This is a genomic window from Chishuiella sp., from assembly GCF_032109125.1.
Taxonomy (GTDB): domain Bacteria; phylum Bacteroidota; class Bacteroidia; order Flavobacteriales; family Weeksellaceae; genus Empedobacter.
In genome coordinates this window covers 204424-223068 of sequence record NZ_DAMCLZ010000001.1, presented here as the reverse complement: position 1 = coordinate 223068, position 18645 = coordinate 204424, and the positions used below count along the sequence as shown (strand labels likewise).

The 18645-nt window shown below is 29.3% G+C and carries 9 protein-coding genes; 2 read left to right on the top strand and 7 right to left on the bottom strand.

What is annotated here, in order from left to right:
• Position 1: 1 nt before the first annotated feature.
• The 6 genes from RT575_RS00925 to RT575_RS00900 form a co-directional block, all read right to left on the bottom strand.
• Positions 2-4636 carry a hypothetical protein gene (locus tag RT575_RS00925; RefSeq protein WP_313578081.1) on the bottom strand — a complete coding sequence of 1545 codons (4635 nt, stop codon included), beginning with the start codon at positions 4634-4636 and terminating at the stop codon, positions 2-4.
• A gap of 11 nt (positions 4637-4647) precedes the next feature.
• Positions 4648-6393 (bottom strand): hypothetical protein, encoded by a 1746-nt coding sequence (locus RT575_RS00920; RefSeq protein ID WP_313578079.1) that lies wholly within the window; start codon positions 6391-6393, stop codon positions 4648-4650.
• Positions 6394-6405: 12 nt separating this feature from the next.
• Positions 6406-7752 (bottom strand): PKD domain-containing protein, encoded by a 1347-nt coding sequence (locus RT575_RS00915; protein WP_313578077.1) that lies wholly within the window; start codon positions 7750-7752, stop codon positions 6406-6408.
• Between the two features lie 10 nt (positions 7753-7762).
• On the bottom strand, positions 7763-10987 hold the full coding sequence (locus RT575_RS00910; RefSeq protein WP_313578075.1) for a T9SS type A sorting domain-containing protein: 3225 nt from the start codon (positions 10985-10987) through the stop codon (positions 7763-7765).
• Between the two features lie 17 nt (positions 10988-11004).
• Positions 11005-13098 carry a hypothetical protein gene (locus RT575_RS00905; RefSeq protein ID WP_313375314.1) on the bottom strand — a complete coding sequence of 698 codons (2094 nt, stop codon included), beginning with the start codon at positions 13096-13098 and terminating at the stop codon, positions 11005-11007.
• A 402-nt stretch (positions 13099-13500) separates the two neighbouring features.
• Complete coding sequence (locus tag RT575_RS00900; RefSeq protein WP_313578073.1) at positions 13501-14205, bottom strand: hypothetical protein; 705 nt, start codon at positions 14203-14205, stop codon at positions 13501-13503.
• Positions 14206-14287: 82 nt separating this feature from the next.
• Between RT575_RS00900 and RT575_RS00895 the strand changes: the two genes are divergently transcribed.
• Positions 14288-14476 carry a hypothetical protein gene (locus tag RT575_RS00895; RefSeq protein ID WP_313578072.1) on the top strand — a complete coding sequence of 63 codons (189 nt, stop codon included), beginning with the start codon at positions 14288-14290 and terminating at the stop codon, positions 14474-14476.
• 59 nt (positions 14477-14535) lie between these two features.
• On the opposite strand, the gene RT575_RS00890 is transcribed toward RT575_RS00895, so the two are convergent.
• On the bottom strand, positions 14536-14796 hold the full coding sequence (locus tag RT575_RS00890) for a helix-turn-helix transcriptional regulator (protein ID WP_313578070.1): 261 nt from the start codon (positions 14794-14796) through the stop codon (positions 14536-14538).
• 867 nt (positions 14797-15663) lie between these two features.
• On the opposite strand from RT575_RS00890, the gene RT575_RS00885 reads away from it, so the two are divergent.
• Positions 15664-18627, top strand: a complete 2964-nt coding sequence (locus RT575_RS00885; protein ID WP_313578068.1) for a SusC/RagA family TonB-linked outer membrane protein — start codon at positions 15664-15666, stop codon at positions 18625-18627.
• Positions 18628-18645: the final 18 nt, after the last annotated feature.

The window sequence follows — 18645 nt, the reverse complement described above, 5'->3', positions numbered from 1 at the left end:
TCTATTTATTTTCAAAATTAACTTGATATTCTGTTCCTGTCTTATTACCTGGCATTAGATAAATCATTTGTATTGGGTATTTACCTTTTGGTATTATTCCGTAACTAGAACCGATTAAATCATTAATTTTTGCGGGACGTCGTTGTACAGGAACACTTAAATAATTAGAACTTGCCTTAGTTACCAACTCATACCAATCATTTTTATAATATCTAAACAAATCATATTTATATGGTAAGTAATTTGTTAGAAATGCGTTATTTTCATTATTTTCTAAATACATTAAATAAGAAGAGAAAATTGGGATTGCTTTTATTGGCGGAATTCCTATTTCATCACCACTACGATCTAACTTTAGGTGCTCTACTGGATAATTATTATAAAATAATGTTTTAAATTTTTGTGCAAAAGCATCATCCATTAATGCTGAAACTTGGAGTAAAGGTTTATTATCTGTATATCTTGTTCCTACTAATTCAGATAAATCAAAACTTTCATTCCCATTGGTTACTCCATTTTGTAACATCACAATATCTGAACTTACTTTTTCCCAATAATGATTAAATTTTAAACGTTTTAATTTCTCTTGCAATGTGTTATACTGACTTGTACCAAATGCAAAAGATAATCGTTCTATTTCTCCATCTTTAGAAAGTTTCTCTGCTTTCTTAATTGTTGTTTCAGTCTCTATAGAAGAACCTTCTTCATCTTCTCCTTGTGTTGATGTTGATGTTGTAGTAGAAGAATCATTCGTTGTGTTTCCTTTTAAACTTTTAGCAATAATTCCTAAGGTATAAGTGCTTTTGTTCTTTAATTCTGGCATTTCAAATTGCACTTCATTTGTTGCTTGATCATAAACAAAATTGGTTTCTAATGATTTATCATCCGTTGTTTTTAAAACTGTTTTTGTTGTCCAATTCGGATCGTCAAATAAATAATCTTGTCCTCTTTTTAGTTTTATGTAGCCTTTATTAGACTCCTTTTTATAATAATAATTTTGATCCACTACAGGATAAGCATATTGTATATTGTGTAATGGAATAACATTAGGAGCACTTCCTGTTGTAAACTCTCGCTCTTCTGTCTCAATCGCTTTTTTACCATTTTCCATCATCACCTGGTAAATTCCACCTTTTTTCTCCATGAAACTAACTGTTACAATTGCTTTTAATTTCTTATTCGGTGGTAATATATCTTCTGAAATAAAATTAGCACGATCACTTGCTTCATAATCTATTTTACCTACAATTTCTTTTCCTGCTTCATCAACTACTGTAAATTTATCAATTACAATCTTATACGTATGATCGCCATCATCTTCAGGAATAACAACAGGTTCGTTTACTGTTAAAGCAAATGTAGCTTGTGGAATAGCAAATACATCTACATTAGTATCTGCTTTTTTAGGTGTAACATCTGTAATGATTTTCATTCCTCCTAAAATCGATTCATTTTCTAGTTTACATTCTTCACCAAATTCTAATTTGAATCTAAATTTACCTTTTATTAAACCGCCCAATAAATTATAATTTCCACCAAGATAACCTCTCATCCAAAAAGGATTAGGTCCTCTAGCTTGTAAAAGTGCAGCTGCACCAGCTTTAATAATTGGAATTTTCTTTCGAATAAAAAATAGTTTTATTTTTATCCCTAATTCTCCTTGAAGATAAACATAAGCTTGTCCGTTAGCATACCATCCATTAATCCCTATTTGTTTTCCTCCTCTATTGGTACATACAGCTTCACCATAATCTTTAAGCATGATATCGGCTCCAAATCCTGCAGCAAAACGAGCATACAAGAAAAGTGCATTCATATCTCCAGTATCAAATTTGAAATGTGTTCCAAATGCAAAACCTTTTCCGTCTCCTAGATCATTAAGATTTTTCATATAATCCAAATCACCTTGTTTTAAACCTAAAATTTGAGCAACTTCAATTGGTGGTGGTGGAGATCCTGGAATACGATCACCAACCATAAAATAACTTGAAGATTGTACATAAAAATTACCAACACCAACTTTTAATCCTATCATATCTGTTGGTGTTCCTATATGCATGTACCATTCATCTGGTGCTATATGAAGAACTGCCCAACCTGCTCTTCCTCCTGGACCTATTCCTTTTACTATACCTCCAGCAACGTCTACATATACATCTAAATTAGCATGAAATATTTTATTATTAAAATCATAATCCATAGCAAGTTTAGCTGATAAAGCTGAATTCCCAGTAAATTCTGTAGGATAATATTCATCGACATCAACATCTATTATATTTTTTAGAGGGCTATTATCGCTTGTTAAGTCTTTAGTCAATTTATCAAGAAATCTACCTCCAGTTGTTTCGTGTAATTTTTCTTGTAACTTAGCCAAAGGATTATTAAATCCTACCGTTATATCAGCCATTACTTGTGCTTCTCCTATAAATCCAATATTTCGTAATCCTCCATTTTTATTGGTTGATACATTAAAGCCTGCCATAAGAGAAATAGCCTCTTTTTTTGAAACATAACCATAAACAGCGGCTCTTACTGCTACTCCAACTTGTTCATTCGGAATAAAAACAACAGCACGTTTTTTATTTTCTATACTAAGTCCTGCATCAGGTATCATACGATAAAATAATCCTCCTGAAAATCCTGAAACTGTAAAAGTTCCTGTATTGATATTTAACCCATCTACCATACCTTCCAATCCCCAATATCTAAAAGTACTACGACCGAAAATAGCATTAAGATTTATAGTTCCCTTACCTAGACCTTTGATCTCTGTAGCTGAAAGGTTTGCTCTAAATCCTTTTCCATACAAAGGATCATCTCGCATGAATTCTAATTCACCACTAACTTTTGCAACAGTTATATCAACATTGTTAAGATATAATTTTGATATTCTGAAACCATTATAATTCCAGCGTTGTCTTATAGTATTTTTCTCTATTATTCCATCAATAAAGAAAGCTCCTCTAGCTGCAAATCCTTTATCTTGAAGGCCTACAGTAATATCCATTCCAAGATTAGCTTGGTTTTCTGTTAACTGTAAGACAATTTCATTTATGGTTACAGGAAAATTACCTATTTGGTGAGCTCCTTTTGTTCCAAAGTAGTCTACAGTCATAATAGGACCTTTTGTTTGAAGTGTTAATCCTTCGAATACAATTCCCTTAAACTCTGATTCTTTCTGATTTTCTATAGTATTATTTTGATTTGGGTTACCATTTGCACTAATATCCATTGAACCATTTAAAACAGCTTTAGGTAAAAATTCTTTATTACGAACTAATAATTCTAAATAAGAACCAGGAAGAATACTTGCTTTAGCACTCCATAAAGAAAAATCTAATTTTTCTTGAACTGATACAGCTAAGAGATATTCATCTTCTGTTATATAACCTTCATAAGCTAATGTACCTAGATTATTGGTAGCATTTTTTTCTGTATTTTGTATTGGTAATTGGATTTGACCATTAATATTTGCTCCAACTATTTTAGAAGCTGCTAAATTAAGTCCAATTTGATCTAATGAATAACTCCATGCATTTTTTTCACTGGTAATACCCTCTTTTAAAGGAAATATATTATTTGCAGCAAATTGACCTGATACCCCATACCCATCAATAATTAAATGGTGAGCATCAAATGAAATAGGAGCAACTCTTTGTTTTTCGGTCTTAAATTCTTTTGGTAGACCTATGTGTAAAGATTCTACATAAAAACCTCTCCAACTTTCAGCACCATCAATTAAATAACCGTGGGTATAATAATATTCAGGAAAAACAATTCCAGGATCAGAGCGAAGATCACTCATATCCAAAATTGCATTGTTCGCATAAAAAGTAAAATATCCTTGGTTTGTTTTTTGAGTTTGTTTTGTAATAGCAAATGGAGAAATGCTTACCTTTACTAATAAATCATTCCAGCTTGTTGCTTTTACAGCAAAATCTCCACGAACACGAATTTTATCATCTTCTATAATATCTCCCGAACTTAAATCGACAGGTACTAAAACATTTCGAGAAATTTGTACATTACCCTTTAGGGCTAATTCTTTTATTCCGTCACAGTCTATTACAACATACGTATTCTCATTAACAGAATTTCCTCCTCCTTTTTTATTAATATATCCACCTTCTAATGTAATTAACCATTCATCTCCGTTAAATGGTATATATTGATTCCCTAAAAGAGAAAGCTTGGCATCTCCGATAATTTTACCTTGATAAGAAAGCTTTACATCTTCTGCCCCAAAATATAATTCTTTTTTTCCTCCATCTACTCCTTGTTGAGGCGTAATAATTCTTGCATAAACATTAATTAATGCATATTCTGGAGTAAATTTAGCTTTTGTAACAATAATTGCATACTCCACATTATCCATCATCTCTTTTACACCAATAGGCAGCTCAGTTAACTCACTTGGATTAATTGTTGTTGAATAGCTATTATTTTTTTCAACAATATTAAAAGCCCCTCTTGCTATTGCAATTTCTTTATCAACTGATGGATCTTGAATTGGAGAATATAATTCGTTGTAAAAATCGATAGGTGTTTTTACATCAAAATTAGGATTTGCAAATACTTTTATTGAAAGTAAAATGCAAATAAAAAAATAAAGTTTAATTGGATTATATATTTTCATTTGGTTGAGGATTAAAAGGAATAATTATAGCCAAGAGTAGCTGTTAATTCGTTCAATTTTTTATCTGGAATATCCTGATTGGTATTTCTAAATAATTGAATGATAGTTGCACTAAAATTATGCTTTTCCCAAGGTGAATAACCTGCATTTAATCTAAAATTAGAAACCTTAGTAGAAATTGCATTACTTGTTGAAGCATTGTATGAAACACCAAAAGAAGTTTGTAACTTTTTATCCATAAACATTTTATTAATTGTAGCAGAAGGTCCCCAAATATTAGTGGTTTTAGATGCTGCATACATATTAGTATAATTTATGGAAGTCGCTAAACTAATTGATCTTTCAGGTAAACCTATAGAATAAGTTAAATTTGCATTATGGAAACGATTTAACCCTCCTCTTCTAACAATATTATTTTCTTTATTGACCATGTCATTTAAAGAATAATTAAAATTTATATTTTGTGTTAATTCTTTTCTACTTGATAAATTGTAATTTGCATTAAGATTAAAATTCTGAGAAATTTGCTTGTAATTAATTGAATCTCTAGGTTGTTGTAATGCTAAAGGATTATTATTTAAATTATTGAACTGATTAAGTTGGTTGTTTGTATACATTGTAAAATTAGAATAAGTTGCTGTAAACATTAACTTATCTGTTGCTTTTACATTGGTATTTATTGATCCAACCCAACGGTTCGTTTGTTTTAATTTAGCCGAATTCAAATTATCTCTTTGACGACCAATATTTGCACTAACATTTACATTTCCTTTAAATAAATTAAATGCTGTGTTTATGGTAATATTTTCTAAATCATTATTAAAATAATAAGCCCCTAGTGTTCTATATCCAGGATCTATTCGCTCATATTTTATTCCTAAACTTGTTGATTTTAAATTAAAATTTACTCCAGCATTATATGCATTAAAACTTTCAGAAGAAGAATTATTTTTTAAAAATTTATTTGCTATTCCTTTTGAAGATTTTCCTTTTTCGGCTCGAATATCACTGATAAGACCTGAATTAGAAAATTCTGCAAAAACTTCAACATTTTCTAACAATTTAAAGGAACCCAACATCGAAAGAACTAAATTTTCTTCAGGTGTTATTCCTCTATCATCAATCGATTGTTTTAAAGAATTAAGATCATCTTTAGCATAAAAACCAATTAATCCCATTTTATAACGTTCTTTTTCCCATTTTAAATGAGCTCCATATCCCATTCTTTTATAAGATGCTATTGTTTGCTGTTGTCCATCGTCTTCTACAGCTTTATTTAATCTACCTCCTAAAAGTGCTATTTTAAAAGGGATATCAGGTGTTAACTCTAAACCAAGGCCTGTGAATAGTAAACCATTATACGTATAAGAAGAAAAATTCATGTTTGAATCTCCTATATGTGCTCTTACCCATTTATATTTGGGGCTAACACTTATTCTATTAAATTTAAATGGAACTTGGTATCCTAAATTAGATCCTTGATTGGTTAAACTATACGAAATAGGCATTGACCAATTGTATAAACCTAAATTAAGATTTCCATTTAAGAAATACGTAAAAGGTTCCCTATTTTGATTAACGTTTGAACTATAAAAAATAGCGTTTGCAGATACTCCACCTGAAATCTTAAATGGATTTTTCTTTAAATTTTCTTTAATATTTCCACCTATATTTTCTAAATCAACTTCTTGTGCATTTATCTTTATAATAGATAAAAAACAAAATACAAAAGCTATACAATGCTTCATTTTTTTCATAAGTAAAGAGGTTTAGCTTTTCGTTTTTTGAATTTTAATTGATACTATAATAAAAGATTCTTTTCCATCCTGAACATAATCGGTCACTTTTATAGCTCCTTTTCTTCCGTCAACTGTTTCAAAAAGAACAATTCTATTAGAAGTTTTATTATCAAATGGTGTTTTTCCTCTAGTTGATTCTGTTATTGTTAATCGATTAAAATCATTTCCGTTATCAATTGCATCATATTGAGAAATATTCAATTGGGTACCGACTAGTTCTTGCGAATTAATAACTTTTATATGTATCGCATTTTTAATGGCATTAAATGATTTTGTTTGAACTTCGTCTGGTGACAAAAATTCATTATAATTAAATGTTGAACTTAATCCGAAATAAGCAAAATCAATCAACGATCCATCTATATTATTTACATCAGATTGATTAACAACTTTTCCTAATTGTGATGAGAAGAATGATCCAATTGAAGTATGTGCTGTATTGATTCCTAATTTTATATGATTGAATGTTAATAAATTTTTATTGGCTTTTATTTCTACATTTTTTTCTATTATTTTCTCTTCTTTATCATTTTTGGCTATTAACTTTATTGTATTCGTCCCAATATTCTTTAAAACAATAGTTGGGTTTTGTAGTGTACTAAATGCAGTTGATGAGTTATTTAAAAACCACTGATATGAAGTTGCTTGCGTTGTTAAATTATTTAAATACAATTTGACGGGTGTTTCATAATCTTCATCTATAAAATCAACAGACCAGTCAAAATCAACACTCATTGCATCTTTTATTGTAATTGTTTTTTCTGTTGTATCTTCTTCACGTCCGTTTCCAATCGTAAGTTTTATTTTATGAGTTCCTGATTTATTGAAAGTAACAACAGGATTTTCTTCTGTTGAAGTTATAGGATTACCATATTCAAACTCCCAATAATAACTTATTGCTCCTTTTGATAAATTATTTAATTTAATTTTTACAGGAGCTATATCACTTCCTTCTTGTTCCCAATCAAAATTTGCTTGCATTGCTGCATCTATTTTTATTTCAATAGATTTTTCTTCTTTTATACCATCTTTATTTGAGGCTAATAATTTTATAGTATAAGTTCCTGGTTTTGTATAAACTATTGTTTTAGGATTTCTTTGAGTTGATACTACTTCAGTTGCTCCATCAAAACTCCAATTAAATGTATCTGCTCCTGTTGTTTTATTTTTTATATCAACTTTTACAGGTACTGAATAATCATTATTCTGAACAGTTATATCAAAATCAATATTAATTCCTACTGATTCTTCAGAAGCACAAGATTGCAGGATAAATAACCCAATGATTAAAAAAATATAAATTAATTTTGTTTTCATTTTTATAGGATTATTTAATTAACATTCTACGAACTAATATTTCACCTTCTGTTTCTAATACAACAAAGTATGCTCCTGATACTAATGATTGATGAAAAGGAATTTCAAATTCTGTATTTTTAATAAATTCACTTGATACATAAAATTCTTGAGCTAGCATATCTATAATTCTAATTCGTATAGGTCTAGCTTCATACAATTTCACAATGACTTTATAATTTCCATTATTAGGATTTGGCGTGACAATAAATTCTTTAATATTTGATATACTTTTAGGATTGATATCAATACCATTTGTGTTTTCTTCCACTAAAATTTCTTTATAAAAAGTTTTTTCACATAAACCTTGATAACCTTTTAATCCAAATTGATATTTTCCAATTTTAGAAAACTTTATTTCAAGACTTTCAGTACTTTCACTAATTATTTTATAATCGTTTTCTGAAGGAAAAATCCATTCAACTCTTTCAGGAATAATTTTAGAAGAGTTTACTAATTTTACATTTCCATCAACAAATCCGTGTGTAGCAATTAAAAATTCAGGTTGTAAAATAGCTGAAGAACTAGTAATAATAACACTATCTGTAGAAACACAGCCTGATTCATTTGTTATTTTTACTGTATATTCCCCTGGTAAATTCAATGATATTTTAGCTGAAGTAGAAATAATATTACCATTTTTATCTAACCATTCATAAGTTGCATTAGCATCAGTACTTGTAACATCATAGTCTATTGAATCACCTAAGCATAATGTGACATCTTTTCCTAAATTTACTTTTGTTTCTTCAGGTTCAGTTAACATATAAGTTTTAATGGTCTGGCAACCGCTCTCATCTGTAATAGTTACTGTATATGCTCCAGCTTTTAACCCTGAAATAAGTGCTCCTTTCATTCCATTAGACCATTCTATTAAATATGGGTATGTTCCTCCTGAAATACTTATTTCAAGAAGTCCATTTGCTTGGTCAAAGCAAGTAGGATTTATTTGTTGAACAACTTCAACTTCAAAACTTGAAGGTTCTTTTATTGTTACTGAATTTGTTGCTACACAATTATTCTTATCTTTTATAGTAACAAAATAATTCCCAGCTGTTAATCCTGTAACTGTACTTGTTATATCGGATGTATTCCATAAATAAGTATAATCTCCTGAACCTCCAATCGCCGTAGCTGTAATTACTCCACCATTATCACTATTACAAATTAGTTCATTAGCCTCTGTATTTACTATTAATTTTTCTGGAGAATTTATAATGAGTTCAGTTTCTGTTTTATTTTTATTTTCATCAACAACCTCTAATTTATATTCTCCAGCAATAACTTTACTAAGCTCTGCCAAAGTTTCATTTTGGAGTATAATAAAACTACCATTATCATTTTTATACCATTGATATTTATAACTCCCTACACCACCTGAAACTTCAGATTGAATAATTCCTGTTTCAGCTTGATCTGGAATATTATTATTATCTCGATCAAAATTCCCATAATATTCATTTTCTATGTGACATAAAATTTCTTCTTTTATACTTAATTTAGCTACCAAAGGCAAGGGTTGATCTACAAAAAATTCTCTTGAAATAATACCACATCCTTCTTGACCGTTTAATGCATTTGAGTAATTTTTATCTTTGACTGTTAAATAATATTTTCCTGATGGAATATCCTTCAAAACAATTGTAAAAGGATTATTTGTAGCATCTGTTACAATTTGTGATGAAGAAATAATTTCCCCAGATGGAGAATCTTTTCGCCATTCAAAATTATAACTACCATCATCATTTTTTGTTCCTCCAACAATACGAACAGAAATTAATCCATTCGATAAACCATAACCAGTAGGTTGTTGTAGCATAATTTCATTTTCTACAACACTAAGTGGAGCATCAGGTTGAGTAATTTTTACTTTTACCTCTTTTATCGTATCTCCATTTTTAGCTAAACAACCACTAGAATCCATCACTTTGATTGTATACTCTCCAGCAGGTAAATTTTCTATTTTTGTTGTACTTGTTGATGAAAAATCAACCCAATTATCTGTTGTAAAACTTCCTCCAAGTATAGAATATTTAAATGTTCTACCTGCTTCTCCTGTTGCAGATAAGCTAATTGTCCCATCAGCTCCATCAAAACAAAAGACATCTGTTGATTGTGTGACCGAAAATTCGACAGGTTTTGGTTCTTTAATGGTAAATGTATATGAATAGTCTGCTCCATCAGTATAAGTAGAATTTCCACCATAAGTACCTTGAGCTAAGTCTAACCTATAATTACCTTTTTCTAATCCAGAAATCGTATAACTTGTCGCATTTGATAAAGATGATAAATTATAATTATCTACAACAGCATTTCCATTATCAGTGTTTACTAAAGAACTTTCTAAAGTTTCACCTTCCTCTAATTTTCGATCAAAATTTAATGTTACTTGACCATTTTCTTCTCCAAAACAAGTAATATCACCAGAAGAAGCCGATGTAATTTTTGGGGCAGTTTTTAAATAAGTAAATAAAATAATATTTGATGTATTATTTTGATAACCTGTGTTTACTCGTATAAATATAGATTTACCCAAATCATTGTTTTTTAAGAAGTCATCTCCTTTTAAATTAAGTATAGGTTGATTATTATATTGATCAGGAAATCTTATAAAATTATCTGGATTTCCTACTGAATATTCCCAATTATAATAAGAATTATCTATATTATCTGCTAATTGAATATTTAGATATTTTTCGTTTGTAATTAACCTATTGTTTTCATCAGGTGTATTTAAAGTTACAATTGGTAAAGATTTTATAGTGACGTATCCAGGAATATGTCTCTCTTTTTGTTCAAATTCTTCAAAATCATAGTATCTATCCATTGTAACTGAAATATTTGGAGAACCTGTATTTTCATAAGAAGTACATGCTGTATTTCCTCTTCTGGCTGTGGTACGTATATTTAATTTTGTTAATATGTTGTTTTTTGTATAAAAAATATTATCAAAATTTATAGAAGCATTGGAATAATTCTGTTCCCTATTATTATAAGTACCAAATATGTCTTGATGATTACCATTTTGATAAAAGGCTGTAATCCATTGTAGACCTCTAAACGAACCACAACTAGAAGAACCTGTATGTCCCACCCAACCATCTAAAGAAAGTTTATATTTGGAATCACCTTGTACATTCTGCCCAAAAGCAACCCCATTTAACAAGACAAGTATAAAAAGTAAAAGTTTTTTCATAATAAAATAAGGTTGGTTTAGTAGTTTACAGTAATTTTTTCAGTTGTTGATGGTTGTTTAGAAGACAGAATGGCTTTTATGAGATAAGTATAATTATTACCCGTCATTATATTTTTATCTTCAAAGAAGTTCTGAGAACCATTTAGTGTAGAAATTAGACTAGATTTTTCGCCTTCTTTCTTTCTGTAAATAATGATTTCTTTGATATCCTTTGTTTGATTTTTCCAAATAAGTTCAACCATTCCCTTTTTAGGATTTGCAGTTCCTGTTAATGAAGAAATAACTTTCTTAGGTCGTAAATCTATATTTCGTAGAGTGATTCGCTGCGATTCTTTTGAAATCAATTTATTATGATCAATAGCTTTTAAGTAATAAATATATCGCTTATCAGCTTCTAAATCTTTATCTTCAAAATTATACTCAGGATTTAATTCTTTCGTCTCATAAATCTTTTTAGCTATTGTATCATTATCATCAATGTTAATTCGATAAAGTTGATGTAAAGCCACATCATCACTTACACTTTTATACCAACTAAGTTTTATTACACCATCTTGAATTTCATATTTATTAAATGATGGAGATTGTGGAGGGATGACATCTGGTTTTTCTACTTCTATAATTTGAGATGGTTGAGATTGATTTTTTCTAAAATCCACAGATGTCACATAGTAATAAACTTTTGAGTTTAAATTTTCTAACTGAACAGAATCATTAAAAAAAGCTTCATTAATTGGTTGAGTTGTAATACGCATTAATTCTTCTCCTTTTTGATTTCCTCGAAAAACATGATACCCTTCCAAATCAATTTCTGTATTTGGTTTCCATTCTATTCGAGCAATACCTGTAGAATCTATTTTTCCTTTCAATTGTATTGGAACTGCTGGAGGTGTATTATCTTCTGGTTGAACAAGAACAGAAAAGGATTCTCTTTTGTCATTATTTTTGCCAGTTGCTCTAACTTTAAAATAATTGGAAGATGATTGATTTTTTACTGTAATTGTTCGTAAGTTTTTAGCAATTTTAGATTGAATAACTTTATAGTCATTCTCTTTATCAGTAGCAGAATACAACAAATCAAACTGTTCTATTTCTTGTTCATTCTCGTTAGGAAATTCCCAATTTAAAATGATTTTATCTTCATTTTCTATTTTGACTTGACTTATTCGAGGTGTTACTTCTAATTTTTTTCGACTTTTACCTGAAACAATACTTGAATATGGTCCAAAATCTCCAAAAATTGTTTTTCCTCTTACACGGTACGAATAATCTTTTTCTACAGTTTTTAAAGAATCAATAAAAATCATATTATGAGCCTCTTTCTGAGAATCACTGTTCATATTCATTACAGGTAAATCACTCAAAGAAGAAAAATTATTTCCGTCATCAGAACGTTCAATAAAATAAGACGTATAAATATCACGTAATTGTAAATATTCCCATGATAAAATAACCGATTGATCTTGAAAAATCCCAATAAAATCCAACGGTTTAGGTAAATCTTCTTCTTTATTTTCAAAAACTAACGCTTCGCCTTTTTGTGTAGAATTTTCAGACTTATTTTCTTCGTTAATATCAACAATATATAAATAACGTTCATTTGGTTTTATAGAATTATCTACAAATCCCCAACCTGCTAATATTGCTACTTCAAAATCCAAATCTGCAGCCATTAAAGCATAAGCAAATCGTTGTTCTAACTCTTGAGATTTATTTAGAATATTTTCTAACTCGCTTGTTTTCTGATTTCCTAATTCAACTTCAAAACTATCACCAAATAAAGATTGAGCTACAATTGCAGCATAATCATTCTGGTTTACAATAGTTTCCCATTTGTTTTCTTTTGCAGGAAAAAATAAGCCAAAGTTTTTCTCTTCAGGAATATTCAATATTTTCCCATCACGAACCATTGTATAACGTTTCAAAGTAAAACCTGTTGTATTTGCTTTTTGCCATGCTGCAGATTGATCTACAGCCCAACGTAATTTTACTTCATTTTTTTTTGTTCCAACTTTTACACGAATGTGTGGTAGTTTTTCTAGTTCTAAGTTTTGACAATATATAGTTATAGGTATAATGAATACCATAAAGAATAGTAAATTTTTCTTCATTAATTAGGAAAGTTTAAATTTTGATGGATATATTCTACTAAATAAAATATTGAAATTAAATATTTTCATAGGCAATAATTTAGGTTTTGCGAAGATATAAAATTTTCTTACTATTTTATCCGATTCTGAATTTAATCATATTTTTAAATGTTGTAATTGTGAAAGTTAAGATACTTTGGAGTAAAATAGTATATCTATGTTATACAATGGAAATCCTAATTAAGAAGTTGAACTTTCTTATTTTCTAGATAATTAAAAAAATTGTAAGTTTAAATAACAATATTTTGATAGAATATATTATTACTAATAAATAATGTAGAATTTCAATACGATATTGTTATCTTAGAATTATACTGATTACAGTTTATAGAAAAATTTTGAATCAAAAAGTTCATTTTTTCATTAATCTATTTTTACTTTTTCAATGTAGAAACATTCATAAACTTTACTAGATCGATCATAATCTTTATAACGCCCTTCATATATTTTTCCACTGTATTTGATTCTTATTTTCCAATCATAATTACCAAAAAATAATACAGGTTTACTTAATGTCATGCCATCGGGTTGACAGTTTATATTTGAGAAGAAAATGGGTGGTTTATCCTTTGGATCATAGGAGTTCCAAATTTCTATTGTATTATCTTTTTCTAATTGTTCGTAGCTATTGGTAGATGATTTAATAACATCTCCAAAAATTGAATACATATAAATTAAGTCATTATTGTTTTTTCTCTCTTTCTCGGGATAATATTCAAAACCTAACTTTTTCCAAATAAATTGAGAGGATTTGGGTTCACAATATAAATTGAATGCCTTATATCCAATATCTCTATACTTATTTTCAAGTTCTGTTTTTATTAACTTACCAATCCCTTTATTCTTTTGGTCTTCTTTAATTTCTGCAATGATTATAAAAATACTAATTGACTCTAACCTGTAAGCAAAAAATCCAACAGGCTTATTTTTTATTGTGGCAACACACAGATTTCCTTTTTGAAAACACATTTGAATAGAAGACCAGTTACTTTCTGGAAATGTAGTCCAACAGTATATTTGATCTACTTGTTTTTGTGTTGGTGAAAATGTAATTTTTATATCATTCATAATTTTTTAACAATTTTATCTTTTACTATTCTACACAGCGCAATAAATTTAGAAATTACAATTATATAATTAGTTTGACAACATGAGATATTTCTATTTCACATTTTTATTAAATATAACCTTGCTTATTACCTGTAAGAAAGAAGAAGAACAAATCAACGATTTATTATTATATAAACTAGAAAATACATTACAAGCCAATAATTCTTTACAAAAAGAGTTATTGAAAATGCAGGAAGAAATTGATTTACAAAATGAAAATTACACATAACAAGAAAATTGACAAAAACTAAATAGATATTCAATAAACTTTGATTATCTATCTATTTTTTATTTTAAATCTTTCACTTTTTTTACAAATTCCTCATACGTATCTGATTTTTCATTATCCCAATTAATTGGTTCTATCAAATCATAAATACTAACTCTTAATAATTTTGCTATACATATTAACTCTTCTAGAGATGGTTGCCTTTTATTATTTCTCCATAGTGAAATAGTAGACTCAGACTTATTAATAAATTTCGCTATTACTCTATTTTTAATTTTTTTTTCTTTAAAAATAATATCAAGCCTATTTATTTTCATCATAATAAAAACTTTTTCAATAAAAGTTTTGCGTTTAACGTAAAACTTTATATATTTGTTATAATAATTATGCGACATAAAATATTAGTTAAGTATCACTTAGCTTAATAATGTCTCTCATGAAAGAAAACCGCTAAAATTCCACATGAGATGATGGGTTCGCCAACTTCTATTAGATTTTACTATTTTTGTAATATATCTAATAGGGCGAACTTCATGTAAATCTTTGTGGAACTATAACATAAGTTATAGTGGTTCTTAGCGGTACCTCTTTCTAAGTATTGAAGTTCGTCCTTATTTCTTCTATACTTACAATGAAAGACTATCGCTCTTAACACAAAATGCATGAGAACGAAACAATTACTATTCATCCGTAAAAAACTACCAGACGAAGTCTGCAACGTTTACATTTTTTTTAAGAATATCATCCGTTTTTATAATATGTAAAAATGGATTGCAAAGAAAAAGATTCTCTTTTTCTTTAAACGCTCTCTATCAGAACCTCGTTAATGAGATTTTGACAGTAAGGTTATACTCTTTTTTTTTTCGCACATTAAAAGTAAAACCTTTATTATTATTATCCAAATCTATCGAGGTTCATACCTTATTGTAATTAGACTTAAAATTAATAGACTCACGTCAAATTCCCTTGAACACATATTTTAGTGAAGAAAACATCTTCATCAAATTTAATTAGTGTTAATTTTTATTTCATTTACTCACTATAATTTTTTAAAACTGTTAGTAGAGGGAATTTTTAAATATGAAGAAAAAATAAAAACCCCTTTCCCAAAAACAAAGTTGGCGCGATGTACTGGAAAAGGAGTGGCTTTTAAAACTAATGTTGAATTAAAAAACTGATGTAAAATTATGAAAATATTTTACTCTAAACTCAATAGGCATACAATAAGTGTGCTATTGGGGCTGATTTGTGCTACCCCACTATTTGCACAAAAAGGTAAAACAATCACAGGAACAGTAAAAGAAAATAATCATTCTCTAGCTGGAGTGATTGTGACAGAAAAAGGTACTTATAATACAGTACAAACCGATGCAAATGGACAGTATTTATTAATCTTAGAAAAAAATGACTCTAAACTTACTTTTGAGCAAATCGACTTCTCCGTTAAAGAAGAAGAGGTTCAAAATAGGAATGTGATCAATGTTAATCTTTTAAAAGAAGACGGATCTGTTAAATTAGAAGATGTAATCATTAATGCAGGATACTACAATGTAAAAGATAAAGAACGAACAGGTTCTATTTCACGTATTACATCCAAAGAAATAGAAAATCAACCTGTGAATAATTTCCTCTCTACTATGCAAGGAAGAATGCCAGGAGTGGAAATTGTTCAAAACAGCGGAGGTGCTGGTGGTGGATTTCAGATAAAAATACGTGGACAAAATAGTTTAAGAAGTGATGCCAATCAACCGTTGTTTATTATTGATGGAATTCCATACTCTTCTGATCCAATTGGAGGTACTACAACTTCTGGAAATCGTCCTTCGTTTACAAGTCCTTTATCTTCTATAAATCCAGCCGATATTGAAAGTTTAGAAGTATTAAAAGATGCTGATGCAACCGCTATTTATGGATCTAGAGGAGCTAATGGAGTTGTTTTAATCACCACTAAACAAGGAAAATCGGGCGCTACTCAAGTTAGTATACGAACATCAATGGGTTTAGCCAAGATAACACGTCAATTAAAACTGATGAATACACAGCAGTATTTGGATATGAGAAAAACTGCTTTTACAAATGATGGAATAACAACTTACCCTGCTACTGCATATGATATTAATGGAACATGGGATCAAAATAGATACACTGATTGGCAAAAAGAATTAATTGGAGGTACTGCTGAATTTAAAACATTACAAGCTTCTATTTCAGGAGGTAATTCTTCTTTTAATTATACCATTAGTGGAACTCGTAATGAAGAAACAACGGTTTATCCTGGAGATTTTAAATACCTAAGAAACGCTGTTCATCTTTCTTTAAATTACAAGGATAAAACAAATAAGTTCAATTTCTTATTTACAGGAAATTACACAGACCAAAATAATGATCAACCCTCAACTGACTTAACTACTGTAGCAAGAGAACTTGCGCCTAATGCTCCTAGATTATACAATGAAGATGGTAGTTTAAATTGGGAGAATAATACATGGAATAATCCACTAGCGAGTTTAAATTCTAAATTTTTATCCAAAATAAATGATTTAACTACTAATATGGTTATTAGTTACAAGCTATTACCAGAATTAACTTTCAAAACAAATCTAGGTTTCAGCCAACTTCATAGTCGTGAACTACGAACATTTCCTTCAACGATGTATAATCCATCTTTAGGCCAAGGAAGCGAATCATCCATCGTAGAGTCGAATCAAACAAATCGTAATTCTTGGATTATAGAACCACAACTAAGCTGGGATAAAAAATGGAATCAACACAGAATCTCTGTACTTGTTGGAACAACTTTTCAAAATCAAACAACAGATCGCTTGCTATTAACAGCTGGAGATTTCCCTTCAAATGAAATGCTCTTATCCCTTTCTACAGCGGCATTACAATTAATAGGATTAGATGAAAAAATAAATTATCGTTACCAAGCTTTTTATGGACGTCTAAACTATACGTTACATGATCGGTACATATTAAATATAACAGGAAGAAGAGACGGATCAAGCAGGTTTAGTCCTCAAAATCGTTTCTCAAATTTTGGCGCTGTTGGTACCGCTTGGATTTTTTCAAAAGAAAAATTATTAAAAAATAATTCATGGTTGAGTTTCGGTAAATTAAGAGGAAGTTATGGAATAACGGGAAGTGATAATATTGGTGATTATCAATATTTAGACAATTATCAAATGACATCTAATCCCTATGGTGGAACTGTTGGGTTAAGCCCAATACGTCTTTATAATCCCGATTATCGTTGGGAGACCAACAAGAAATTTGAAACTGCGTTGGAATTAGGTTTCTTTAGAGATCGATTAAACTTCTCTGTAGCTTATTATCAAAATAGATCAGGAAATCAACTGGTAGGAATTTCTCTACCTACTACAACAGGTTTTTCCTCTTTTTCAGGAAACTTGCCTGCTACAGTAGAAAATAAAGGATGGGAGTTTTCTTTGAGTTCAGAAAATATTCGTACCAAGAATTGGAAATGGATAACAGAATTTAATTTGACTTTTAATCAAAATAAACTTATCTCATTTCCTAATCTCGAAAGCTCTGCTTATGCCAATACTTATGTAATTGGTGAACCTACTAACATCATTAAACTATATCAGTTTACAGGAATAAATCCTATAACTCAACAGTATGAATTCTATGATTACAATGGTGATGGAAGAATAACAACATTAAATGATAGGTTATTTGTTGCAGACCTTAATCCATCTTTTTACGGAGGGCTTTCGAATCAAATCAAATACAAACAATTTAGTTTAGATGTTCTTTTTCAATTCGTCAAGCAAGAACGCCAATTGTATTTACCAACTGCTATAGCTGGTGCTATGATGAATCAGCTTGTAGATTACGGTATACCAATGCAACCTTACAGCACAAATAATTCTCAAATTACTGCAAACTATAATTTGATGAGAAATAGTAATCTCTCGATTGTTGATGCCTCTTATATCCGACTAAAAAATGTTTCGATCACCTACGACATTCCTTTGCCTGAGAGTCAATTAAAACCTCAGATATTTATTCAAGCACAAAACCTCTTTACCATAACACCCTACAAAGGAGGTGACCCAGAATTTAGATACAATCGTTTTCTACCACCACTTAAAACAATTGTAATGGGAATGAAATTGAATTTTTAAGAATAATAAAATTAAGTA